Below are 23,295 nucleotides of genomic sequence, written 5' to 3'. Positions count from 1 at the left end.
CGATGACTACTCTCGCCGAAGATCGCCGTGAGGAATTCAAGAAGAACATCGCAGAGTTGAAGCTGGACAAGAAGCAGGCAGGCGGCGACGCGGCGACGCGCATCGCGGGCCTGGTGCTCATGGTCGTCGGAGTGGTCGGCGCCTTCGTCGTCTACATCTCTTCGCTGACGCTCTCGGACCTGCGGGATCTGGTGTCGTACCAGATCCTCACCGTGGTTTTCCTCGCCCTGACAGTGGTCGGTGCCGCTCTCTTCCTGGCCGCATCGGTGGCAAAGGTGCTGCGGCTGTGGCTGGTTCGCCAACTGCTCGAGGGCCAGGCACAGACAGATCAGATCTCGCAGGCGTTGAGCACGCGCAACTGATCTTTGTGAAGAACCGAAAGATGCCCGCCACGAAAGTCGTGGCGGGCATCTGTCATTGCTCGGCTACAGCGGTGTCTCGGCTACAGCGGTGTCTCGACTACGCGGACGGTGGCCGGGAATCGCGTCGGATGGGATGGTCCTCCGGGATCTGCACCATCACGATCGGTGTCCCGTCCGGGTCGGCGATCCACATCTCGTGTAGACCCCACGGTTCCTGTCTTGCCTCGCGCGCGATCTTGACCCCGGCGAGAACCAGTTCGGTCTGAACGGCAGTGAGGTCCCGGACCTGCAGCCAGATCGCGCCGCGAAAGCCGCCCTCGCCGGTGCCGCCGTGCGCAGCGACTTCGATCAGCCCTTGGCCGGCGAAGAAGACTGTGCCGCCGGGATATTCACGAGCGATCGCCAGACCGAGGGTGTCTCGGTAGAAGCTCAGCGTTCGTTCGTACTCGCTCGGGCGCAAAATCGTCCGACTGCTCAGAATCTCCACGTCCGACCTCCCTCTCGCACCTACTGTGTCAGAAATACCAGGGATATGGTGACCAGTCGGGATCACGCTTTTCGAGGAACGAGTCACGACCCTCGACGGCCTCGTCGGTCATGTACGCCAAACGTGTTGCCTCACCGGCGAACAGCTGCTGGCCGACCAACCCGTCGTCCTGCAGGTTGAACGCGTACTTGAGCATCCGCTGTGCCTGCGGCGACTTGCCGTTGATCTTGCCGGCCCAGTCGATCGCGACGTTTTCGAGTTCCGCGTGGTCGACAACCTTGTTGACCGCGCCCATCTGATGCATTTCCTCGGCGGTGTACGTCTCACCCAGGAAGAAGATCTCGCGAGCGAACTTCTGGCCCACCATCTTTGCCAGATAGGCGCTGCCGTAGCCGCCGTCGAAGCTTCCGACGTCGGCGTCGGTCTGCTTGAACCGTGCGTGCTCGCGGCTGGCGAGCGTCAGGTCGCACACCACGTGCAGGCTGTGGCCGCCGCCCGCAGCCCAGCCGTTGACCAGGCAGATCACGACCTTCGGCATGAAGCGGATCAGGCGCTGGACCTCGAGGATGTGCAGGCGCCCGGCGCGTGCTTTGTCGACGGTGTCCGCCGTTTCACCTTCGGCGTACTGGTAGCCGCTGCGACCACGGATGCGCTGGTCTCCGCCGGAGCAGAACGCCCAACCGCCGTCCTTCTCGCTGGGTCCGTTGCCGGTCAGGAGCACCGCTCCCACGTCGGAGGTCATCCGGGCGTGATCGAGCGCGCGGTACAACTCGTCGACGGTGTGCGGGCGGAACGCATTACGCACTTCCGGTCGGTCGAAGGCGACGCGAACGGTGCCTTGACTGACGTGCCGGTGGTAGGTGATGTCGGTGAGGTTCTCGAATCCGGGGACAGGGCGCCAGAGCTGCGGGTTGAAGGTCACCTGAGCCACGATAGAGGCACGGCTCGCGCGTCTAACGGATACCTGAGGTAGAACACGTTCCCGGGCGCGCTAACGTGCAGGTCATGAGCGAACAAACCGCAGACGGCACGGAGATCGTCACAGACGGTGAGAAGCGGGGCGGATTTCCACGGTTCCGGCACACTCCCGCAGGTCCGGACTTCGGCCGCTTCGTCGAAGCGATGCGCAGGTTGCAGGACCTTGCCGTCTCGACCAATGTTCCCGACGACGTACTCGCAGACATCGCTACGCAAGCCGAAGAGCTTGCCGATCGGTTGACTCCGTACGAGGTCCCGGAAGGCAAGTCGCCCGCAGGCTCGAACATCCAACTGCCCGGACGCGGCAGCCTCCTCATGCTCCCGTGGATGGTCGAGAAGTTCGACACCGAAGGAGTCCGCAGTACCGGCGTCTTCCGTCGCTACCACCTGGGCGGCAACGGCGCCGCTCACGGCGGTGTCCTGCCCTTGCTGTTCGACGACGTCTTCGGGATGACGGTCCACGCGGGTGGCCGTCCGATCTCCCGCACCGGCTACCTCCACATCAATTACCGCGCGATCACTCCGCTCAATCAACAACTGGTGATCGAGGGGCAGGTGGATCGGGTCGAGGGTCGCAAGACTTTTGTCAGCGCGCGCCTGACCGATCTCGACGGCAAGCTCCTCGCCGACGGTGAGGCGCTCATGATCGAACTGCTTCCGGGACAGCCCTGACATGTTCCCCTCGTTCGACGATCTGATCGCGGACGCCGTGGTGCTCGCACTACCGATGCGAGTTCGCTTTCGCGGCATCACGACTCGTGAGGCCCTGCTCGTTCGCGGCCCGGCCGGGTGGGGAGAATTCGCCCCGTTCGTGGAGTACGACGACGACGAGGCGTCGCAGTGGCTGCTCGCCGGGATCGAGGCGGCGTGGCTGGGTCCGCCGCCGGCGCTTCGTGACGCAGTTCCCGTCAACGCGACCGTGCCGGCGATCGACGCGTCTGCCGTTCCGGAATTGCTGGAGCGCTTCCCCGGCGCCCGGACAGCCAAGGTCAAGGTCGCCGAGAAGGGACAGTCGCTGGCGCAGGACGTCGCCCGGGTGAACGAGGTGCGTCGGCACATCCCGAACGTGCGCGTCGACGCCAACGGCGGGTGGAGCGTGGACGAGGCGATCACGGCCTTGCGAGCGATCACCGATGACGGTGAACTCGAATACGCCGAGCAGCCTTGTGCAAGCGTCGAGGAACTGGTCAGGGTCCGCGCCGGGGGGACCGGTGTGCGGATCGCTGCCGACGAGAGCATTCGCCGTGCCGAGGACCCGCTGCGCGTCGTACGAGCGGGGGGAGCGGACGTCGCCGTCGTGAAGGTGCCGCCGCTGGGCGGAATGCGTGCTGTGGTGGCGCTGTCGGCGCAGCTGGCGGACTACGGGGTGCCGGTGGTGGTCTCGAGCGCTCTGGACACGGCTGTGGGGATGTCCGCGGGACTGGCGGCCGCGGCAGCCTTGCCCACCCTTCCGTTTGCCTGCGGACTCGGTACCGGCGGCCTGTTCGTCCGGGATGTCGCGGTCACCGGGGCAGCTGTCGACGGTGCTTTGTCGGTGGGTGCCGTCGAGCCTGATCCGGTTCTGCTCGAGACGCTGGCCGCGCCCGCGGACCGGCGCGACTGGTGGTCGGAGAGGGCTCGGCGCTGCCATCGGATACTCGGCAGTAGGGACCAGCCGAATTTCGTATAGTCTCGGGCGCGACCTGATGAACATCAGTGAAGAATGAAGGGATCGAAAGTGGTTGCAGCTCTGAACGAAACCCTGCTCGAGGAATCACGGGTTCCCGCGGTCGTCGCGGACGTGCAGACCTTGATCGACGCAGAGGTTTCGGATAAGTCGGGGGCCTCAGGGCTGGCTCTCAAGGGTGGCTACGGCGCGGTCAAGAAGGTGAGCCCGTCCATCGTGCCGGACGCCGTCACCGCGCTTCTGCCGGCTTTCGTGGCAAAGCTCGAGCCGTACTGGCAGGAATTCTCGGCTTCCGGCGAAGGCAGCTTCGCCGATTTCATCAGCGCCCGCGGTGACGCGGTTGCCGATTCCCTCCTCGAGGTGACGGACGAGCGTATCGAGGGCAGCGACAAGGCCGTCGTCAAGTCGATGTACTCGAAGCTGCGCGGTTCGGCGAAGAAGCATGTGACTGCAGCTCTGCCGCGTCTGGGCGATGTGATCCAGAAGCACGCTGCATAAGCGAACGTAAAACGACGAGTGGCCCGGGAGTTTCTCTCGGGCCACTCGTCGTTTTCGGTGCGTTTGTCAGTGAGCCGAATGTCCGTGGCGCCAGAAGCCGGTGAAGGTGATGTCGGTTTTGGCGAACTTCCGGTCGTTCACGAGGTGCCGACGCAGCCCGGTGGTGAGTGCCTGTTCGCCGGCGACAAAGGTGTACGACGGCCCCTCGGGCAGTTCGGCGGCGCGGACGGTCTCGAGGGTCAGAACACCCGGCGTCGCGTGTTCGTCCTCGCGAACGAGCCAATGCACGTTGACGTTCGCCAACTCCGGAATGTCTTGCTTGTCTTCGATGTTCGGAATCTCGACGAAGACCTCGGCACGCAGGTCTGCGGGCGCGGATTCCAGAATGCCGATGATCGCGGGAAGTGCACTCTCGTCGCCGACGAGCAGTTGCCACTTGGCCTCGGGTGTGGGGTTGTAGATGCAGCCTTCGTCCAAGAGGGCGACCTCGTCGCCGGCCGACGCGGTGTCCGCCCACGCGGATGCCGGGCCGATGTCGCCGTGATAAGCGAAGTCGATGTCGATCTCCGTGGTCTCGCCGAAGAGACCGGATCCGGCAGCACGGTAGGCGCGAATCGTGTAGTTGCGCACGACGGGTCGCGTGTCCTTGGACATCAACAGGTACTGCGCATACCAGAGATTGCTGGCCGCGCTCGGCAACCGGAGTTCACTCTGGCCGACCTGCGGGATGAACATGCGGAACCACTGATCGGCACCCATCGGAGCGATGGTGGACAGCTCTTCGCCGGCAATGGTCACCCGGATGAAGCTGGGGCTGATTCGTTTGTTCGCCACGACCTGCGCCGACACGATGCTGCGTGAGGCCGGTTTCACGAACTTGGCGCGCTTGGCCATGACTGGTTGCTCCCTGATTATCTGTTACTCGTACCTAATCAGGTAACCCTAACCTGATTTACGGTCGCTGTGGAGTGGTGGGTCTGTCCTTTTCGACGACTTCGGGAGGAAGACCCCACTGCGCTCGGCCAAGTCGGCTCATCGGTGCGATTGCCGCGAAGTCCGGTAGGCCGTCGTCGGCGACAGCCTCGGGACGTACTGCGACCGCCACCACATTTCCCATCACGACAAATGAATTGCCGACCTCGATGACCTGGTGGAGCGTGCATTCGATGGCGATCGGGGAGTCGGCGACCCGTACGGGGCGAACCCGCTCGCTCGGCTCGCTACGGATGTTCAACTCGAGAAACTCGTCGGCCTCGGCGTCGTAGAAGGCGGAACTCTGGTTCACCACGTCGGCAAGCCTGGCAGTCGCCAGGTTGATCACGAATTCGCCGGTCGCTTCGATGTTGCGCAGACTGTCCTTGCGTCCGACCGACGTGAACTGCACGATCGGCGGCGCCGAACTTGCCACGGTGAAAAAGCTGTACGGAGCCAGATTGCCGACGCCGTCCGCCGACAGGGTGGACACCCAGGCAATCGGCCGGGGGACCACCGAAGCGGTGAGTAACTGATAGAACCGGCGGGGTTCGAGCTCGGCTGGATCGAAGAGTGTGCGCACCCACACATAATGCCGCTGTCCCCGCCCCTGGGCATGCTTGCGCCCGAACATCTGACACTCTTGAAGGCGTGAATCCGTCCACTGCACAAGCCACAGCCGTCGTCGACGAACTGGTTCGTGGTGGCGTGCGTGAAGTCGTGCTGTGTCCAGGCTCTCGCAACGCGCCCCTCGCATTTGCCCTCCAGGCTGCCGATCTCGACGGCCGGTTGCGTCTGCACATGCGGATCGACGAGCGGACAGCAGGCTTTCTGGCACTCGGACTGGCAATCGCCGGGAAACGACCGGTCCCCATCGTGATGACTTCCGGGACCGCCGTCGCGAATCTCGGACCCGCTGTCCTCGAGGCCAACTACGCGCGAGTGCCGCTGGTGGTCCTGAGCGCCAACCGGCCGTACGAGATGCTCGGCACCGGCGCCAACCAGACCGTCGAGCAACTCGGGCTCTTCGGCAGTCAAGTCCGCGCAACCATCAGCCTGGGCCTGGCGGAGGACGATTCGACGCAGAACAGCCAGTGGCGCTCGGCGGTCTGCCGGGTCCTCGCCGCTGCCCGCGGAACCCGATCCGGAAACGCGGGTCCGGTGCACTTCGACATTCCACTTCGTGAGCCGCTGGTGCCGGACGTGCACGTGCAGGGACCGGTCCCGGAGGGCCGTCCCGGCGGTGCGGCCTGGACCACCACCCAGAACGCGACGCTCGACGTTCCCGTCGATCTGGACCTCACCGCAGATACGGTGGTCATTTCCGGACACGGCAGCGCACTTCGGCCTGAGCTGGCCGGCCTGCCGACGGTGGCCGAACCGACGGCTCCGATACACGGGATCGCACTGCATCCACTCGCGCTCTCGCAACTCAAGCCCAAGCAGGCGATCATCACCGGCCGCCCGACGTTGCATCGTCAGGTCTCGAAGGTGCTGGCCGACCCAGGCGTCGACGTCTACGCGCTGACTACCGGGCCGCGCTGGCCGGACGTATCCGGCAACGTACTCGCCACCGGAACCAGAGCAGTGGTCACCGGGACTCCCGATCCCGCCTGGATCGCTCGATGCGCCGCGCTGACCGAACACGCCGAAACTGCCGTCCGCAAGCAACTCGACGCCCACCCCAAGGCCACCGGCCTGCACGTGGCAGCTGCTGTGATGGATGCTCTCGCGGACGGCGACCAGCTTCTGCTCGGCGCATCCAACCCTGTTCGCGACGCGGCCCTCGTGAGCTATCCCAAGCCCGCCGTACGGGTGCTGTCGAATCGCGGCGTCGCAGGTATCGACGGCACCGTCTCGGCGGCGGTCGGTGCTGCGTTGGCGTACGACGGCGGCCGGACCGTCGCTCTCATGGGCGACCTGACATTCCTGCACGACGCGTCCGGGCTGCTGATCGGGACCGGTGAGCCGAGGCCGAGCGACCTCACCATCGTCGTCGCCAACGACGACGGCGGCGGTATCTTCGAGCTCCTCGAACAAGGCGACCCGCAGTACGCCGGCGTCTTCGAGCGAGTGTTCGGAACACCACACGGCATGGACCTCGCTGCGCTGTGCGCGGCCTACCGCGTGCCGCACGCAGCGGTCACCGTCGACGCCCTGGCAACGACGCTGGCGCAACCGGCCAACGGCATTCGTGTGCTCGAGGTCGCGACGGATCGCAGTGGGCTGCGCGAACTCCACGCTTCCGTGCGGGCACAGCTGTGACGCAAACAGTTCTGCGTCGCCTCCGCATCGGTGTGCTGGTGGTTGCGGTCGGCATTTCCGTGCTCGCGGTGATTCTGGTTCTCGGTGCCTGGCGCAACGATCGGACCATCGAATCGAACATGGGGACCGCAACCGCCGAGGTGCTCTCGGCGGGCTCGCTACGTTCGGCGATCAGCTTCGTGACACCGGACGGCGCGAATCACAACCCTGAACTCGGCGTGCTCTACCCCACCAATCTGACTGTGGGACAGCGCATCGAGGTGGAGTACTACAAGACCGAGCCCGATTTGGTTCGGGTAGCAGGACGTAACGCGACGGTGGCACTGATCCCGGCCGGATCGGTGATCGTCGTGACGTGGCTCCTGGCTGGACCGTCGATCTGGTACCTGCGCAAGCGGGAAGCGCAGGCGGCAAGTTCGGCGCCGGTCGCCTCGAGTTAGTTCGCGCTTCGCCCGAACTTCACACGAACATGACGTGGACTTTTCCTGGCCCTGTCACCGTTCTCGGTGTGAGAGTAGCCATCGTTGCGGAGTCATTCCTGCCCAACATGAACGGCGTCACCAACTCGGTACTACGCGTGCTCGAACACCTCGATCGCACTGGCCACGACGCCATGGTCATTGCGCCGGACACTGTCGGATCCGACACCTCTGCCGCCACCGAACACGAAGGCGTTCAGGTGGTTCGGGTGCCAGCCGTCATGGTGCCCAAAGTCAGTTCACTTCCCGTCGGCCTGCCGCAACCACGATTGACCACGGCCGTGCGGACCTTCGCGCCCGACGTCGTCCATCTGGCGTCACCGTTCCTGCTCGGCGCCGGAGGAGTGGCCGTCGCCAAACGCCTCGGAATCCCCACCGTCGCGGTCTACCAGACCGACGTCGCCGGATTTGCCGAAAGCTACGGGCTCGGCGTCACCAGCCGCGCCGCATGGGCGTGGACCCGTCGAATCCACAAGAGCTGCAACAGGACACTCGCGCCCTCCACGTCGGCAGTCGACGCCCTCGAAGAGCACGGCATTCCGCGCGTGCACCGATGGGCCCGCGGCGTCGACGCACAACGATTCGCGCCTTCGCGTCGTAGTTCGGTGTTGCGGCAGTCCTGGATCGGCGACAGCGACCGGTTGGTGGTCGGCTTCGTCGGTCGCCTCGCGCCCGAAAAGCACGTCGAGCGACTGGCCGTGCTGGCGGCCGATCCCAGCGTGCAGATCGTGATAGTCGGAGACGGCCCGGATCGCGAGAACCTACGACGACTGATGCCGGACGCGATCTTCACCGGACAACTGGGCGGTACCGAGCTGGCCGACGCCTATGCGAGCCTGGACGTATTCGTTCACCCCGGCGAGCACGAGACCTTCTGCCAGGCGGTCCAGGAAGCCCTCGCGAGCGGTGTGCCTGTCGTCGGACCGGACGCCGGCGGACCACGTGACCTGATCTCGCATTGCCGCAACGGCTACCTCCTGCCGACGGACAGGTTCACCGAACTCCTGCCAAGCGCCGTGGACGCACTTCGTCAGCGTGATCTGCGGGTGCAGTTCGGCTCCGCGGCGAGGCGCTCGGTGCTGCACCGGACCTGGCCGGCAATCTGCGAAGAGTTGCTCCGTCACTACGAGGACGTGCAGGGCCTCGGGCGGCGAACGGGTGCCAGAGCAGCCTGAACGCCCTCCCTGCTCGAGGGTTGGTAGCGTTTCGGGTGTGGCCACTACACACGGAACCCGAGCAACTCTCGAGAAGCAACCGCACGAAGTAGCGTCGATGTTCGACGACGTCGCGGAGCGATACGACCTCACCAACACCGTGCTGTCCTTCGGCCAGGACAAGGGTTGGCGCAAGGCCACCCGCGAAGCCCTCGATCTGAAGCCGGGCGAGAAGGTGCTCGACCTCGCCGCCGGAACCGGAGTCTCGACCGTCGAACTGGGGCGCTCCGGTGCCTGGTGCGTCGCCACCGACTTCTCCAAGGGAATGCTCAAGGCTGGAATCTCGCGCAAGGTCCCGATGGTCGCTGGTGACGCGATGTACCTGCCCTACGCCGACAACGTGTTCGACGCCGCGACGATTTCCTTCGGTCTGCGCAACGTCTCCGACTTCGAAGCCGGACTGCGTGAGATCGCCCGCGTCACCAAGCCGGGCGGACGTCTCGTCGTCAGCGAGTTCTCGACGCCCGTTTTCGGACCCTTCCGCACGGTCTACATGGAATACCTCATGAAGGCGCTCCCGCAGGTCGCACGCAGCGTCAGCAGCAACCCCGACGCCTACGTCTACCTCGCCGAATCGATCCGCGCCTGGCCGACCCAGGAAGAGTTGGCCCGCAAGATCGAGGCTGCCGGGTGGAAGAACGTCAAGTGGCGCAACCTCACCGGCGGCATCGTGGCGCTGCATTACGCCACTGCCTGAACTGCTGTGCGCCTTTATCAACCCCCGGCGGTTATTAAAGGCGCACAGCACTTGCTCAACCGAACAACGGTCGGGAGTCGATCTTTCTCGACGCGGCCCCCGACGCCCGCCAGGCCTTTGCCGTCAGATCGACGTCGGCGTCGGTGACGAGGTTCCCCATCACCCGAACGGCGACCGTCATCAGTGCACGTGAGCGCATCGCAATCGGGCCCGACGCGGGCAGGAACTGCGGAACCGTCAGCAGGCCTGCGAGCCGGCGCGCGACCGAGAACGCCTGGCCGTAATGCTCCCGAAGCACGGTCGGCCACAGCTCCGTGAGGTCGTCGGCGCCGAGCTGTTCGACCACCAGACGTCCGCCTTCGAGGCCGTAGTCGATGCCCTCACCGTTGAGCGGGTTCACGCACGCTGCGGCGTCGCCGATCACGGCCCAGTTGCGTCCGGCGATGTTGGAAACTGCTCCACCCATAGGTAGCAAAGCCGAAGCGACGGAATGTATTTCGCTGCTCCACTGCCACTCGCTTCGGCGCTGATCGGTGTAGAGGTCCAGCAAGGGTCGCAGGGCACCTGGTGCCGGGCGCTTGGACGTCGCCAGTGTCCCGACGCCGATGTTCACCTCGCCGGTACCGAGCGGGAAGATCCAGCCGTACCCCGCCTGCAACGTGCCCTCTGCGTCCCGCAGTTCCAGATGCGAGGTGATCCACGGGTCGGCGCTGCGCGGCGTCGCGACATACGCGCGTGCCGCGACGCCGTACGCGGTGTCCCGGTGCCACTGCCGTCCCAGCTTCTTGCCGAGCGTCGAGCGAACGCCGTCGGCGATGATCAGCGTCCGGCAACGAAGAGTGCTTCGTCCCGAGGGGCCGGCGAGTACGACGGCGGCTACTCGATCACCGTCGAGTTCGACGTCGACGGCCTTGGTGCCCTCGACCATGACCGCGCCCGATTCGACGGCGCACCGGCGAATGGCGTCGTCGAGTTCGGTGCGGGGGATCGCACTGCCGATCGGCGGGAACGACGTCCCTGGCCACTCGAGTTCGAGTTCTTGTCCGAAGCCGGACAACCGTAGTCCCTTGTTCGTCGTGTGTGACCGAACCCACTCGCCGAGGCCGAGGAGATCCAGTTCGGCTACGGCGCGCGGAGTGAGTCCATCACCACAAGTCTTGTCTCGCGGGAACACGGCAGCGTCCACCAGCACGACGTCTCGGCCGCTGCGGGCGGCCCATGCCGCGGCCGAAGAACCCGCGGGACCTGCGCCGATGACCACAATGTCGGTTTCGGTCGGAAGCGTATCGACGACGGGGGACTGCTCTTCTACGGACACACTCACATCTTCCCAGGCTCGCGATCGCCACCGTGGCGAGGCCGTCCCGAGTGCGAACCGCTAGGTTCACTACCGTGGGAACCGAGCCGTCACTGACGACAGGAATGGGTACTGACATCGTGAGCACCGAAAAGACTGCTGCCGACGCAACCGCATCGAGCACCGTCGTTGCAGGCATCGACCTGGGCGACGAACAGCTCGCCGCAGTAGTGCGTGGTGGACTCTCCGATGTCGAGGAGTTGTTGGTCAGCGAGCTGTCCGACGGCGAAGACTTCCTCACCGAGGCCGCGCTGCATCTCGCGCGAGCCGGGGGAAAGCGCTTCCGTCCGTTGTTCACGATCCTGACCGCGCAACTCGGACCGGTGCCGAACGATCCGTCGATCATCACCGCAGCGACTGTCACCGAACTCGTTCACCTGGCGACGCTCTATCACGACGACGTCATGGACGAGGCGTCCATGCGGCGCGGAGCACCCAGCGCCAATGCCCGCTGGGGAAACAGCGTGGCGATCCTGGCCGGCGACTATCTGTTCGCGCACGCATCACGACTGGTGTCGACGCTCGGACCCGAGGCCGTTCGGATCATCGCCGAAACATTCGCCGAACTGGTCACCGGCCAGATGCGCGAGACGATCGGTGTCAAGAAGGAGCAGGATCCGGTCGAGCACTACCTCAAGGTCGTGTGGGAGAAGACCGGTTCGCTGATCGCTGCTTCGGGACGCTTCGGCGGCACTTTCTCCGGCGCCGACGCAGCTCACATCGAGCGCCTCGAGCGCCTGGGTGACGCCGTCGGCACCGCGTTCCAGATCTCCGACGACATCATCGACATCTCGTCCGTCTCGGCGCAGTCCGGCAAGACGCCCGGCACCGACCTGCGCGAGGGAGTCCACACCCTGCCCGTCCTGTACGCCTTCCGTGAAGAAGGGGCCGACGCAGATCGCCTGCGGCAGCTGCTCGCGGGCCCGGTTACCGAAGATGCCCTGGTAGAAGAGGCCCTCGAACTGCTCGAGCGTTCGCCGGGCATGGTCAAGGCGAAGGCAAAGCTGGGCGAGTATGCCGTCGCGGCGAAAGCTCAGTTGGCTGAGCTCCCGCAGGGACCGGCCAACGAAGCGCTCGTGCGTCTCGTCGATTACACGATCGAACGAGTCGGCTGACACCTCGGCGAATCGGGGCTACCGGGTGGAAACCCCGACAGTCACTGGGTGGGAACCCTGATGCCCCTGTCCTTCGTTGACTGAACAGAACCGGTGCATACACCGGGGAGTTCGGGTGAGCCTTCGGCTCCAGCGAGGCAAGAGGTGAGCGGTTTGCACGGCTACGCGAACGGTGCGAAGACATTCGGCTTGTTGGTGGGGATGTCGGCGCTGATCGTCTTCATCGGCTCGCTGTTCAACAGCCCGTTCCTTCTGTGGGGATCCGTTCTGTTTGCCGTCGGCATGAATGCCTACGTGTACTTCAACAGCGACAAGCTGGCGCTTCGATCGATGCGCGCCCAGCCCATCACCGAGGTCGAGGCACCGGCGATCTACCGGATCGTGCGCGAACTCGCCACGACGGCGCACCAACCGATGCCCAGGCTGTACGTCAGCCCCACGAACGCCCCGAACGCGTTTGCCACCGGTCGTAGCCCTCGGCACGCCGCGGTGTGCGTGACCAGCGGCATCATGCAGATCCTGAACGAACGCGAACTGCGTGCCGTGCTCGGGCACGAACTCTCCCACGTCTACAACCGGGACATTTTGATCTCGTCCGTGGCCGGCGCGATGGCCAGCGTCATCTCTGGCCTGGCCAACTTCGCGATGTACGCGAGCATCTTCGGCGGCCGAGGGAACGGGCAGGGAAGCAATCCGATCGCGCTGCTGCTCGTCTCCCTACTGGGACCGATCGCGGCAACCGTGGTCAAGCTGGCCGTCTCGCGCTCTCGCGAGTACCAGGCGGATCAATCGGGAGCCGAGCTCACCGGTGACCCGCTGGCGTTGGCGTCGGCGCTGCGCAAGCTCGAGTCGGGCGTCGCAGCCGCGCCGTTGCCGCCTGAGCCCAAGCTCGCGGCGCAGTCCCACCTGATGATCGCCAACCCCTTCAGAGCGGGGGACAAGGTCAGCAAGCTGTTCTCGACGCATCCGCCCATGGCGGACCGGATCGAGCGTTTGGAGAAGATGGCGGGGATGTAGGGGCCTTCGGCCCCTGTGAGCCTTTCTGGTCGTCGGAACTACCAAAAAGGCGCACAGGGGCACAGCCCCTACTACCGGTAGTTCACGAACTGCAGGGCGATCCCGAAGTCCTCACCCTTGAGCAGGGAGATGACGCCCTGGAGGTCGTCGCGCTTCTTGCTGCTCACACGAAGTTCCTCACCCTGGATCTGCGCCTTGACGCCCTTGGGGCCCTCGTCGCGAATCTTCTTGGTGATCTTCTTCGCGTTCTCGCTGCTGATGCCCTGGACCAAGGTTCCGGACAGCTTGTAGATCTTTCCGGACTGCGCCGGCTCGCCGGCATCGAATGCCTTCAGCGAGATGTCGCGACGGATCAACTTCTCCTTGAACACGTCGAGGGCGGCCAGCAGTCGCTCCTCGGTGTCGGCGTTCAACGTGATCGTCTCTTCACCAGACCACTCGATCGACGCTCCCGTGTTTCGGAAGTCGAAACGCGTGGTCAACTCCTTGGCAGCCTGATGCAGGGCGTTGTCCACCTCTTGACGGTCAACCTTGCTCACCACGTCGAAGGACGAATCAGCCACTTCACACTCCCGCTTTCCGGTAGTTCACGAACATCGAGTTCCGCCCACCTTCCATACCGGTGGACACCTCGACGTTATCGGGTCGGCACCGCCCGTTACCACCCGGTTTGCAAAATGGGGGTGTGTTCGTTGTATTCTTCTCACCGCACCGAGGAAGCCGTTTTCGGCCGCCGCACGTCGCGATATACTTGCGAATGCGCCGGATCGAAGCCTGGTGCAAGCACGGCAGATTGCCCGAGCGGCCAATGGGAGCGGACTGTAAATCCGTCGGCTTATGCCTACGTAGGTTCGAATCCTACATCTGCCACACCGAGTCAGCCCCGATTCTCTTCGCGAGAGTCGGGGCTGACTTTTTTGTGCGTGTACCGAGGTCGAGCGCGCGTTGGCGACGCAGGCGCCGGCTTCGGCTCAGGGGTGTCGGGGGCTCAGGGGCCTCGGGATGGGCACCGGGGGATGGTTTCAGGGGGAGTGCAGGGTCGAGCTGGTTCCCGCAAAGCCCTCGCCAGCGGCCCCGATCGGTGCAACAATGGGCTCCGGCACCATTTTTGCCCCGATGACCAGCGGATTTGGTGCTGGCGCTCGTTCGTGTGTAATCTTTCGGAGGCTTCAAGAGAGCGGCAACGCACTCCTGAGCCACGCCCCCTTAGCTCAGTCGGTAGAGCGTTTCCATGGTAAGGAAAAGGTCAACGGTTCGATTCCGTTAGGGGGCTCGCTGGATTGTGGTGCCGTGCTTTCCGCGCGACACTCGACACCGAGGCGGTGTAGCTCAGTTGGTAGAGCAAACGACTCATAATCGTTGCGTCGCCGGTTCAAGTCCGGTCACCGCTACACAATATGCATGATCCACCCTGATTGCTCGTAATCAGATACACCCGAAAGAAGGCATCCCGTGGCCTCCTCGACCGACGTTCGGCCCAAGATCACCTTGGCCTGCGAGGTATGCAAGCACCGCAACTACATCACCAAGAAGAATCGGCGCAACGACCCCGATCGCCTGGAGCTCAAGAAGTTCTGCCCCAACTGCGGAACCCACCAGTCGCATCGCGAGTCGAAGTAGTAAGTCCTTAACAGGACGACGATTTTCGCGGAAGACCCTCTCTGGGCCTGCGTCTTCGGGTCCTAGCTAGAAGAGAGTCTCACCGCGTGACAGATTTGCAAGAGAACCAGGCAGCGGCCGAGGTCCCTACGGACCCGGCCGCTCATGCCGTCCAGATGGTCGGTCACCACTATCGTGTCGAAGACTTCTACGAGGTCGGACGCGAGAAGGTGCGCGAGTTCGCTCGCGCCGTCCAGGACGCCCATCCCGCGCACTACGACGAGTCGGCAGCCAAGGGCCTCGGATACGACGGCCTGATCGCTCCCATCACGTTCGTCGCCATCGTGGGTGCCATTGCTCAGCGACGTCTGTTCGAAGAGATCGTCACAGGCTACGACCTGAGTCAGATTCTTCAGACCGATCAGCGCTTGGTGCTGCACAAGCCCATGCAGGTCGGTGACCGACTCTTCTGCGACGTCTTCCTGGATTCGTTCAGGCAGGCCGCAGGTAGCGACATCATCGTGACCAAGAACATCATCACCGATCAGAACGACGAAGCCGTCGTCACCACGTGGACGACGCTTGTTGCTCGAACGGGTGGGGAAGTGGACGAGAACATCGCCCACGCAGTCAAGGACGTGATGATGCATGTCGCTTCGTAAATTTTCCGACGTGAGTGTCGGCGAACTTCTCCCCGAGAAGTCCGTCACCCTGACGCGTGGAAACCTCGCCAACTACGCGGGTGTTTCGGGAGATCCCAATCCGATTCACTTCAGTGACGAGGTCGCACGACTTGCCGGCTTGCCGGACGTCGTCGCGCACGGCATGCTCTCCATGGGCATCGGTGCCGGCTATGTCACCGAATGGCTGGGAGATCCGGGCGCAGTGACCGAGTACAACGTACGGTTCACGAGCCCGGTGATCGTGGCAGCCGACAAGGCTGCCGAGATCGAGTTCACCGCCAAGGTGAAGTCGATCGACGAAGAAAGCAAGACCGCAGTACTGGCAATTGTGGCCAAGTCCGAAGGTAAGAAGATCTTCGGTCGTGCCACTGCCACGGTCCGTCTAGCCTGATCGCAGGGCGGATTGTGTTTGTTCCGGGGCTTTGAAGTACACTGAGATTTCTGGGATTCCTCAGCGCTGCGCGCTGCCCTGAATGTTGCAAGACATTCACCTCGGGTAGCGCGTATGTTGTGTGATCGCAGAACGGTTGATTCAGGCAGGGTCTACCTGTCGAGGTCAACCAAAGGGGCGTAGCTCAACTGGCAGAGCAGCGGTCTCCAAAACCGCAGGTTGCAGGTTCAAGTCCTGTCGCCCCTGCCCCCGGATGCCAGCGACTGAGAGGAACGACGTGAGCGAGGAGCGCGCCAAGCGCGACGCCGACACTTCGGATGCGGAGACTTCACCGTCTGCCGATTCGACCGGTGTCGACGACACTGCAGCTGACGCGACTACGCGTTCCGATCTTTCGTTGGACAAGGACGGTGCCGAGACGGCTCCCTCCGCATCCAGTGGGGTTTCCAACAAGCCGACCGGCAAGCGCGCTGCACGCGGCGCCTCGGTCAGCGCGTCCACCGTGAAGACTCCGGCCCGGACGGCATCCCGGACATCTTCGGCCAAGCCGACTGCAACGAACCCCGGCAAGAAGCCCAAGGCGAAGAAGGACAACATCTTCAAGCGCCTGCGCAAATTCTTCCGCGAGGTCATCGCAGAACTCCGTAAGGTCATCTGGCCGAACCGCAAGCAGATGATCACCTACACCAGCGTCGTGCTGACGTTCGTGGTCTTCATGGTCGCTTTCATCAGCGGCGTCGATATCGCTGTGATCAAGGGTGTCACCTGGCTGTTCGGCTGATCGCCGTAGCAGTCGGGCGTCTTTGCCTGCGAGCGCGACAAGACCCGACCCGGGTCCGAGTAACGAGAGGAAGCGAGTGCCCCAGTGAGCACCCCCGAGAACGACACGAATGAGGCTTTGGCCGAAGAGCGTGTTTCTGCCGAGGCGGCAGCCGAAGTAGACGTCGTGGTTGCCGAAGGCACCGATGCAGACGTTGCCGAAGGCACTGATGCAGACGCTGCAGCGACCGAGGACGTCATCTCCGACGATGCCGAGAACTCCGACGAGGCCGCTCCAGCCGCCGAGCTCGAGGTCGAGGATCCCGTTGCCGAACTCAAGGCTGCGCTGCGCCGCGCCCCGGGTGACTGGTACGTCATCCACTCGTACGCCGGTTACGAGAACAAGGTCAAGACCAACCTCGAGACTCGCGTTCAGAACCTCGATGTCGGCGACTACATCTTCCAGGTGGAAGTTCCCACCGAAGAGGTCACCGAGATCAAGAACGGCCAGCGCAAGCAGGTCAACCGCAAGGTTCTGCCCGGATACATCCTCGTTCGCATGGAGCTCAACGACGAGTCGTGGGGCGCCGTGCGCAACACGCCTGGTGTCACCGGTTTTGTCGGTGCCACGTCGCGTCCCTCGCCGCTGACCCTCAACGAGGTCGTCAAGTTCCTGCTCCCGCAGCAGGAGCAGAAGAAGCAGCAGGCTGCAGCGGCCGCCGTCGCAGCAGGCGAGGCACCGTCCGAGTCCTTCGGCAAGCCCCTCATCGAGGTCGACTTCGAGGTCGGCGAGTCGGTCACCGTCATGGACGGCCCGTTCGCAACCCTTCCGGCCAGCATCAGCGAGGTCAACGGCGAGCAGCAGAAGCTCAAGGTTCTCGTGTCGATCTTCGGTCGTGAAACCCCGGTTGAGCTCAACTTCAACCAGGTCGCGAAGATCTGACCACCCCAAAACTTGCAATTTGTTCGACGCAAGACACACACCCAAGCTAGAAACTAGGAACTAGAGATGCCCCCAAAGAAGAAGAAGCTCGCCGGGCTCATCAAGCTGCAGATCCAGGCAGGTCAGGCTAACCCTGCACCTCCCGTGGGTCCCGCGCTCGGTCAGCACGGCGTGAACATCATGGAGTTCTGCAAGGCCTACAACGCGGCGACTGAGTCCCAGCGCGGCAACGTTGTGCCGGTCGAGATCTCGGTCTACGAAGACCGGACCTTCGATTTCAAGCTGAAGACCCCTCCCGCCGCCAAGCTGCTCCTCAAGGCAGCTGGCGTCGCCAAGGGCTCCGGCGAACCGCACAAGACCAAGGTTGCCTCGGTGACCATGGATCAGGTGCGCGAAATCGCGAAGACCAAGGCTGAAGACCTCAATGCCAATGACATCGAGCAGGCGGCGAAGATCATCGCCGGCACCGCTCGTTCCATGGGCATCACGGTCCAGGGCTGATAGTCCGCTCCACAGCATTACGTGGGAGGGCCGGCCAGGCCCCGACCACAACTGAACCATTCACCACTGCACAGGTAATTCGCTGCAGTGACAAGTAAGGACAGAACAAATGGCAAAGCGCAGCAAGGCGTACCTCGCCGCCGCTGAGAAGATCGACGCAGACAAGCTCTACAGCCCGCTTCAGGCTGCAAAGCTCGCCAAGGAGACGTCGTCCACCAAGATGGATGCAACCGTTGAGGTTGCAGTTCGTCTGGGCGTCGACCCCCGTAAGGCTGACCAGATGGTCCGCGGAACGGTCAACCTGCCCCACGGCACCGGTAAGACCGCTCGCGTCATCGTGTTCGCTGTTGGCGAGAAGGCAGCAGAAGCCGAGGCTGCAGGCGCTGACGTAGTCGGTGCAGAAGACCTGATCGAGCGCATCCAGGGTGGATGGGTCGATTTCGACGCCGCAATCGCGACTCCTGATCAGATGGCCAAGGTCGGCCGCATCGCCCGTGTCCTCGGACCCCGTGGCCTGATGCCGAACCCGAAGACGGGCACCGTCACGGCGGATGTCACCAAGGCTGTCAACGACATCAAGGGCGGAAAGATCAACTTCCGCGTCGACAAGCAGGCCAACCTGCACTTCGTCATCGGCAAGGCATCGTTCGACGATGAGAAGCTGGTGGAGAACTACGGCGCAGCCCTGGACGAGATCCTGCGTGCGAAGCCCTCGTCGGCCAAGGGTCGCTACGTGAAGAAGATCACGGTCTCGACCACCACCGGTCCGGGCATCCCGGTGGATCCGAACCGTACTCGCAACCTCCTCGAGGATGCTGCAGACGCGTAAGCAGTCCGCATACGAACAAGAAGGCCGGCAGGGATCACTCCCTGCCGGCCTTCTTGTCGTTTCGGGAGAGGGTGATCCCTGCCGGTGGTATCGGTCCATCGGTGGTATCGATCTAACGGTGGCATCATCGGGGTATGCACGAAGCGTTCCAGTTCCTCGGAAACTTTTGGTGGCTGATCTTCGTTTTCGGCGGCACCATCGGTGGGGCGCTGAAAGGTGTCGCGGTTGCCAACGAAAGGCGGATCGAGCGCCGGCAAGAGCGCTTCCGGCTCAAGCAGGAGACCAAGGTCGCCATCGCGCAGGCCAACGCACAACATCACGCCGACGAAGAAACACAGCGCCGAGAGCTGGCCAAGGCAATCGAGCAGCACGATGCGGTCGACGCCCGATGGTTCTCGTACGAGCTCGATCCGGTCACACTGCTCGACACTCCGATGATGACGGACATGCGTGAGCCTTTGACGGCCGATTTTCATCGAGCCAAATATCGTGCCGATCTGCTTCGCCCAGGCAATCCGGAGACGATGATCGGCAACCAGCAGGCACAAACCGAGTACCGCGAGGCGGTGCACGCTTACTCGATCGCCTTCGAAATCGCGGAAGCTGAGGCGAAGCGCCGCCGACGGAGCGGATTCACCCTCGACGAACAAGAACGCCTGGTACGGGCGCAACGTCTGCTGCGACTGGCCATGGACGAGGGCGCGACGCCACAGGAACGTCAGAGTGCGTATCGGAAGGCCCACAAGGAACTCGATGGACTGCTGGTGTTGCCGGACCGAGCTCGGGCAGCAATCGAACACAAGATCGCCAGGGCTATCGGTGCTTGAAGAAACCGGGTGCGTGACGAACCCGATTTGGTTATGCAGCGAGCAGTCAGGTAGTCTTCGACGCGGAGTTCAGTGCTGGATATGAACTTCACCCCAAAATCATGTTCTACCCAAGACCGTTGGTGATTGCACTCAGTGATGGGTGTGGTTGAAAGTCCGGGAGTGCCCGGCGGCCCACGTAGGTGAACGAGGTAGGGGGATAGCTTGATGTAGTGGTTCTACAGTTTGCCTGGTTATGCACTGCCTCGCTTTGCATCGTTACGCTGATTCGTAAGCCTCTTCTTCATGTTTCCTCTGTACGCCCCGTGCGCTTGCGCCGGGGCGTTTTGCATGTCGCGGACTGTGTCTTCTCGGGTTCACCCCGATGAGGTGCAGCGGTTCCTGAGTGGGACAACGACTGTCACGAGAGGAGGCGAAGTATGGCAAAGCCTGAGAAGGTTTCCGCAGTTGCGGAAATCACCGAGCAGTTCAAGGGTTCGACCGCCGCTGTGGTCACGGAATACCGTGGCCTTTCGGTTGGCAACATCACGACACTGCGACGCGCTCTCGGAGAAGGTGCCACCTACTCCGTCGCCAAGAACACCCTGGTCAAGCGTGCCGCCGCAGAGGCTGGCATCGAGGGCCTTGATGACCTGTTCGTTGGTCCGACCGCCATTGCATTCATCAAGGGCGAACCGGTCGACGCTGCGAAGGCTCTGAAGAACTTCGCTAAGGACAACAAGGCGCTCATCATCAAGGGCGGCTACATGGACGGCGCTGCGCTGTCCGTGGAAGAGGTCAACAAGATCGCGGATCTCGAATCCCGCGAAATCCTGTTGGCAAAGCTTGCCGGCGCGATGAAGGGCAACTTGGCAAAGGCCGCAGGCCTGTTCAATGCTCCCGCTTCGCAGATGGCCCGTCTGGCCGCTGCCCTGCAGGAGAAGAAGGCTGCAGAAGGCGGAGCCGCAGAGGCCCCCGCAGAGGCTGCCATCGAGGCTCCGGCCGAGGCCGAAGCCGAAAGCTGATCCGCACCCGCGCATCACTGCTATAACCCCGCCCGGTCGCGGATCAGCGACATGGGACTTACAGGAAGGACCGCCACAATGGCGAAGCTCAGCACCGAAGAGTTGTTGGACCAGTTCAAGGAGCTCACCCTCCTCGAGCTCTCGGAGTTCGTTAAGGCATTCGAGGAGACCTTCGAGGTCACCGCTGCTGCTCCCGTCGCCGTCGCCGCTGCAGGCGCACCGGCTGCCGGCGCAGAAGCTGCTGAAGAGCAGGACGAGTTCGACGTCGTCCTCGAGTCGGCTGGCGACAAGAAGATCCAGGTCATCAAGGTCGTCCGTGAGGTCGTTTCCGGCCTCGGCCTGAAGGAAGCCAAGGATCTCGTCGAGAGCGCTCCGAAGGCCATCCTCGAGAAGGTTGCCAAGGACGCCGCAGAGGCTGCCAAGGAAAAGCTCGAAGCTGCCGGCGCAAAGATCGTCATCAAGTAAGACGGTTTTCCCGCTGCTCTTCGCGAGTAGTAACGAAGAGGGCCACTCCCCACGGGGAGTGGCCCTCTTTTTTTGAACTTTTTTCGCGGGTGATATGCCGGAATTCATGCAGGTGGGAGGGGTGTCCGAACTAGGCTGTGATCTGAATTATGCTTCTTCCCTACTCGTTAGTAGTATTCGCAGTCACGGGTACCACTCCCATGCGATAGAGTGACCCAACCCACACGGGTGCATGCATGCAACGGACGTCGCGGAGGTAATGGTGGGAGTCGAGGTAGCGGTACAAGGACTGACAAAGTCTTTCGGGTCGCAGAGGATTTGGCAGGACGTGTCGTTGACACTTCCCGCGGGTGAGGTCAGCGCACTGCTCGGGCCTTCGGGTACCGGTAAGTCGGTGTTCCTGAAGTCCCTGATCGGACTGCTCCGCCCTGAACAAGGCTCCATCGTCATCGACGGCACGGACATCCTGCAGTGCTCCTCCAAGGAGCTCTACGAGATCCGCAAGCTGTTCGGCGTTCTCTTCCAGGACGGCGCACTGTTCGGCTCGATGAACTTGTACGACAACATCGCCTTCCCGCTTCGTGAGCACACCAAGAAGTCGGAATCCGATATCCGCAAGATCGTGATGGAGAAGTTGGACCTCACGGGTCTGGTCGGCGCCGAGGACAAGCTTCCCGGTGAGATCTCCGGCGGTATGCGCAAGCGTGCCGGTCTGGCGCGTGCACTCGTTCTCGATCCCGAGATCATCCTCGTCGACGAGCCCGACTCCGGTCTGGATCCGGTGCGTACGACGTACATCAGCCAAACGCTGATCGACATCAACGCCCAGTCGGACGCGACGATTCTGATCGTCTCGCACAACATCAACCTCGCACGCACGGTGCCGGACAACATCGGCATGCTCTTCCGTCGTCAGTTGGTGATGTTCGGTCCTCGTGAGGTGCTGCTCACCTCGGACGAGCCCGTCGTCAAGCAGTTCCTCAACGGAACGATGATCGGTCCGATCGGTATGTCGGAGGAGAAGGACGAGGCTCAGATGGCGCACGAGCAGGCGCTCGTCGACGCCGGTCACCACGCCGGTGGTGTCGACGACGTCGAGGGCATCGTGCCGCAGATGAAGGCCACCCCCGGAAACCCGGAGCGTCAGGCTGTTCGTCGTCGCCAGGAGCGCGTCCGTCAGATCATGCACACCCTCCCAGCTAACGCACAGGCGGCGATTCAGGACAGCCTCGACGAGGTTGACGGAACTGGGCAGTACGATCCCCAGTACGCCGAAGCGAGCGGCTATCAGGGGGAGTGGAACGACAACTCGCAAGACACGCAGGTCATTCCTGCATACGAGGGCGATCCCTACGGAAACACGACACACGGGCAAGGGTAGGCATATCGGATGGGGGTTACCCGCAACTCGGTTCTGAGTCCGGTCAACGGAGCATTAACTCAGGCCGGAAACATCGTCGAACTGTTTGTCGACGTCGTCAGGAATACGTTCCGGCGTCCATTTCAGTTCCGTGAGTTCATCGAGCAGGCCTGGTTCATCGCCAGCGTGACAATTTTGCCGACGGCATTGGTAGCCATCCCTTTCGGCGCCGTCGTCTCACTGCAGACCGGTTCGCTGATCAAGCAGTTGGGTGCAGAATCGTTCACCGGCGCTGCCAGCGTCCTGGCGGTGATCCAGCAGGGTAGCCCCCTGGTGACAGCGTTGCTGGTCGCCGGTGCGGCCGGATCGGCCGTGACGGCCGATCTCGGTTCTCGAACCATTCGTGAAGAGATCGACGCGATGGAAGTCCTCGGAATCAATCCGATTCAGCGCCTGGTGGTTCCGCGTGTACTCGCGATGGTGCTGATCGCTGTTCTGCTCAACGGACTGGTGTCCGTCGTCGGTATCGCGGGTGGTTACTTCTTCAACGTGATCCTGCAGGGTGGTAACCCTGGTGCCTACATCTCGTCGTTCTCAGCTTTTGCGCAGCTACCGGACATTTGGAGCGGTGAGATCAAAGCCGCGGTGTTCGGTGTCATCGCTGGTGTGATCTCCGCGTACAAGGGACTCCACCCGTCCGGTGGCCCGAAGGGCGTCGGTGAGGCGGTGAACCAGGCCGTCGTCATCACGTTCCTGCTGTTGTTCTTCGCCAATCTGATTCTGACGATGGTGTACCTCCAGATCGTGCCGGCGAAGGGATCTTGACC

Annotated in this window: 28 protein-coding genes and 4 tRNA genes; 26 read left to right on the top strand and 6 right to left on the bottom strand. The window is 63.2% G+C overall.

The annotated features are described in order from the left end of the window. Nucleotides 1-2 precede the first annotated feature (2 nt). Nucleotides 3-362, top strand: a complete 360-nt coding sequence (locus G9U53_RS28655; protein WP_003942018.1) for a hypothetical protein — start codon at nt 3-5, stop codon at nt 360-362. A gap of 97 nt (nt 363-459) precedes the next feature. Here G9U53_RS28655 and G9U53_RS28650 read toward each other — a convergent pair whose 3' ends face one another. Further along, the gene (locus G9U53_RS28650) at nt 460-849 is read right to left on the bottom strand and encodes a VOC family protein (protein WP_003941917.1); all 390 of its coding nucleotides are present in this window, start codon (nt 847-849) and stop codon (nt 460-462) included. Between the two features lie 28 nt (nt 850-877). Next, nucleotides 878-1,771, bottom strand: a complete 894-nt coding sequence (locus tag G9U53_RS28645) for a 1,4-dihydroxy-2-naphthoyl-CoA synthase (protein ID WP_024487301.1) — start codon at nt 1,769-1,771, stop codon at nt 878-880. An 83-nt stretch (nt 1,772-1,854) separates the two neighbouring features. On the opposite strand from G9U53_RS28645, the gene G9U53_RS28640 reads away from it, so the two are divergent. From G9U53_RS28640 to G9U53_RS28630, 3 genes are read left to right on the top strand one after another with little or no spacing between them, the layout of a single operon-like run. Next, nucleotides 1,855-2,499: a PaaI family thioesterase gene (locus G9U53_RS28640; RefSeq protein WP_037129937.1), complete on the top strand. Its 645-nt coding sequence runs from the start codon at nt 1,855-1,857 to the stop codon at nt 2,497-2,499. 1 nt (nt 2,500) lies between these two features. Continuing rightward, nucleotides 2,501-3,496: an o-succinylbenzoate synthase gene (locus G9U53_RS28635; RefSeq protein ID WP_165639680.1), complete on the top strand. Its 996-nt coding sequence runs from the start codon at nt 2,501-2,503 to the stop codon at nt 3,494-3,496. Nucleotides 3,497-3,544: 48 nt separating this feature from the next. Further along, on the top strand, nt 3,545-3,991 hold the full coding sequence (locus G9U53_RS28630; RefSeq protein ID WP_003941973.1) for a hypothetical protein: 447 nt from the start codon (nt 3,545-3,547) through the stop codon (nt 3,989-3,991). 66 nt (nt 3,992-4,057) lie between these two features. On the opposite strand, the gene G9U53_RS28625 is transcribed toward G9U53_RS28630, so the two are convergent. Both G9U53_RS28625 and G9U53_RS28620 read right to left on the bottom strand, forming a co-directional pair. Continuing rightward, nucleotides 4,058-4,885, bottom strand: coding sequence for a siderophore-interacting protein (locus tag G9U53_RS28625; protein ID WP_042453072.1), 828 nt, complete (start codon nt 4,883-4,885; stop codon nt 4,058-4,060). A 58-nt stretch (nt 4,886-4,943) separates the two neighbouring features. Next, a complete protein-coding gene (locus G9U53_RS28620) occupies nt 4,944-5,546 on the bottom strand; it encodes a flavin reductase family protein (protein ID WP_039972961.1) in 603 nt (200 codons plus the stop codon). 68 nt (nt 5,547-5,614) lie between these two features. On the opposite strand from G9U53_RS28620, the gene menD reads away from it, so the two are divergent. The 4 genes from menD to G9U53_RS28600 all read left to right on the top strand — a co-directional run bounded on the left by menD (nt 5,615) and on the right by G9U53_RS28600 (nt 9,618). Continuing rightward, the gene (gene menD, locus G9U53_RS28615) at nt 5,615-7,228 is read left to right on the top strand and encodes a 2-succinyl-5-enolpyruvyl-6-hydroxy-3-cyclohexene-1-carboxylic-acid synthase (RefSeq protein ID WP_165639679.1); all 1,614 of its coding nucleotides are present in this window, start codon (nt 5,615-5,617) and stop codon (nt 7,226-7,228) included. Next, entirely contained in the window at nt 7,225-7,668 is a 444-nt protein-coding gene (locus tag G9U53_RS28610; RefSeq protein ID WP_042453078.1) for a DUF3592 domain-containing protein, read from the top strand. The genes menD and G9U53_RS28610 overlap by 4 nt, the downstream gene beginning before the upstream one ends. 68 nt (nt 7,669-7,736) lie before the next feature. Continuing rightward, entirely contained in the window at nt 7,737-8,882 is a 1,146-nt protein-coding gene (locus G9U53_RS28605) for a glycosyltransferase family 1 protein (RefSeq protein ID WP_347570837.1), read from the top strand. Between the two features lie 37 nt (nt 8,883-8,919). Further along, nucleotides 8,920-9,618, top strand: a complete 699-nt coding sequence (locus G9U53_RS28600) for a demethylmenaquinone methyltransferase (RefSeq protein WP_047268903.1) — start codon at nt 8,920-8,922, stop codon at nt 9,616-9,618. 55 nt (nt 9,619-9,673) lie between these two features. Here G9U53_RS28600 and G9U53_RS28595 read toward each other — a convergent pair whose 3' ends face one another. Beyond that, entirely contained in the window at nt 9,674-10,942 is a 1,269-nt protein-coding gene (locus G9U53_RS28595) for a geranylgeranyl reductase family protein (RefSeq protein WP_165639678.1), read from the bottom strand. Between the two features lie 98 nt (nt 10,943-11,040). On the opposite strand from G9U53_RS28595, the gene G9U53_RS28590 reads away from it, so the two are divergent. Both G9U53_RS28590 and htpX read left to right on the top strand, forming a co-directional pair. Then, entirely contained in the window at nt 11,041-12,090 is a 1,050-nt protein-coding gene (locus G9U53_RS28590) for a polyprenyl synthetase family protein (protein ID WP_047268905.1), read from the top strand. A 153-nt stretch (nt 12,091-12,243) separates the two neighbouring features. Next, on the top strand, nt 12,244-13,107 hold the full coding sequence (gene htpX, locus G9U53_RS28585; RefSeq protein ID WP_007728460.1) for a zinc metalloprotease HtpX: 864 nt from the start codon (nt 12,244-12,246) through the stop codon (nt 13,105-13,107). Nucleotides 13,108-13,178: 71 nt separating this feature from the next. On the opposite strand, the gene G9U53_RS28580 is transcribed toward htpX, so the two are convergent. Continuing rightward, a complete protein-coding gene (locus G9U53_RS28580) occupies nt 13,179-13,670 on the bottom strand; it encodes a YajQ family cyclic di-GMP-binding protein (RefSeq protein WP_003941854.1) in 492 nt (163 codons plus the stop codon). Between the two features lie 224 nt (nt 13,671-13,894). Here G9U53_RS28580 and G9U53_RS28575 point away from each other — a divergent pair. The 16 genes from G9U53_RS28575 to G9U53_RS28500 all read left to right on the top strand — a co-directional run bounded on the left by G9U53_RS28575 (nt 13,895) and on the right by G9U53_RS28500 (nt 23,293). Further along, nucleotides 13,895-13,977: transfer RNA gene (locus G9U53_RS28575), tRNA-Tyr, on the top strand. A gap of 330 nt (nt 13,978-14,307) precedes the next feature. Continuing rightward, nucleotides 14,308-14,380: transfer RNA gene (locus tag G9U53_RS28570), tRNA-Thr, on the top strand. A gap of 45 nt (nt 14,381-14,425) precedes the next feature. After that, nucleotides 14,426-14,498: transfer RNA gene (locus G9U53_RS28565), tRNA-Met, on the top strand. Between the two features lie 61 nt (nt 14,499-14,559). Then, nucleotides 14,560-14,727: a 50S ribosomal protein L33 gene (gene rpmG / locus G9U53_RS28560; RefSeq protein WP_003941903.1), complete on the top strand. Its 168-nt coding sequence runs from the start codon at nt 14,560-14,562 to the stop codon at nt 14,725-14,727. Nucleotides 14,728-14,813: 86 nt separating this feature from the next. Next, on the top strand, nt 14,814-15,368 hold the full coding sequence (gene hadA / locus G9U53_RS28555) for a (3R)-hydroxyacyl-ACP dehydratase subunit HadA (RefSeq protein WP_019744315.1): 555 nt from the start codon (nt 14,814-14,816) through the stop codon (nt 15,366-15,368). Then, nucleotides 15,355-15,780: a (3R)-hydroxyacyl-ACP dehydratase subunit HadB gene (hadB, locus tag G9U53_RS28550; protein WP_003941909.1), complete on the top strand. Its 426-nt coding sequence runs from the start codon at nt 15,355-15,357 to the stop codon at nt 15,778-15,780. The genes hadA and hadB overlap by 14 nt, the downstream gene beginning before the upstream one ends. A 173-nt stretch (nt 15,781-15,953) precedes the next feature. Then, a tRNA-Trp gene (locus G9U53_RS28545) sits at nt 15,954-16,026 on the top strand. A 31-nt stretch (nt 16,027-16,057) separates the two neighbouring features. Continuing rightward, the gene (secE, locus tag G9U53_RS28540; protein WP_165639677.1) at nt 16,058-16,561 is read left to right on the top strand and encodes a preprotein translocase subunit SecE; all 504 of its coding nucleotides are present in this window, start codon (nt 16,058-16,060) and stop codon (nt 16,559-16,561) included. Nucleotides 16,562-16,645: 84 nt separating this feature from the next. After that, nucleotides 16,646-17,482 (top strand): transcription termination/antitermination protein NusG, encoded by an 837-nt coding sequence (gene nusG, locus G9U53_RS28535; protein ID WP_003942049.1) that lies wholly within the window; start codon nt 16,646-16,648, stop codon nt 17,480-17,482. Between the two features lie 66 nt (nt 17,483-17,548). Beyond that, nucleotides 17,549-17,983, top strand: a complete 435-nt coding sequence (gene rplK / locus G9U53_RS28530) for a 50S ribosomal protein L11 (RefSeq protein WP_003941896.1) — start codon at nt 17,549-17,551, stop codon at nt 17,981-17,983. 109 nt (nt 17,984-18,092) lie between these two features. Further along, complete coding sequence (rplA, locus tag G9U53_RS28525; protein ID WP_003941982.1) at nt 18,093-18,812, top strand: 50S ribosomal protein L1; 720 nt, start codon at nt 18,093-18,095, stop codon at nt 18,810-18,812. Nucleotides 18,813-18,946: 134 nt separating this feature from the next. Beyond that, nucleotides 18,947-19,639, top strand: coding sequence for a hypothetical protein (locus tag G9U53_RS28520; protein ID WP_165639676.1), 693 nt, complete (start codon nt 18,947-18,949; stop codon nt 19,637-19,639). 419 nt (nt 19,640-20,058) lie between these two features. Then, complete coding sequence (gene rplJ, locus G9U53_RS28515) at nt 20,059-20,643, top strand: 50S ribosomal protein L10 (protein ID WP_165639675.1); 585 nt, start codon at nt 20,059-20,061, stop codon at nt 20,641-20,643. Between the two features lie 78 nt (nt 20,644-20,721). Beyond that, nucleotides 20,722-21,108 carry a 50S ribosomal protein L7/L12 gene (gene rplL / locus G9U53_RS28510; protein ID WP_003941857.1) on the top strand — a complete coding sequence of 129 codons (387 nt, stop codon included), beginning with the start codon at nt 20,722-20,724 and terminating at the stop codon, nt 21,106-21,108. Between the two features lie 259 nt (nt 21,109-21,367). Further along, nucleotides 21,368-22,489, top strand: a complete 1,122-nt coding sequence (locus G9U53_RS28505; RefSeq protein ID WP_007728450.1) for an ABC transporter ATP-binding protein — start codon at nt 21,368-21,370, stop codon at nt 22,487-22,489. Between the two features lie 9 nt (nt 22,490-22,498). After that, nucleotides 22,499-23,293, top strand: coding sequence for an ABC transporter permease (locus G9U53_RS28500; protein ID WP_003942038.1), 795 nt, complete (start codon nt 22,499-22,501; stop codon nt 23,291-23,293). The last annotated feature ends 2 nt before the right edge of the window (nt 23,294-23,295 follow it).

Origin of the sequence: Rhodococcus sp. D-46 (assembly GCF_011290655.1) — a bacterium.
Classification (GTDB): domain Bacteria; phylum Actinomycetota; class Actinomycetes; order Mycobacteriales; family Mycobacteriaceae; genus Rhodococcus_F; species Rhodococcus_F qingshengii.
Note: the sequence above shows the minus strand (reverse complement) of the source record. Positions and strands in the feature narration are given on the sequence as shown.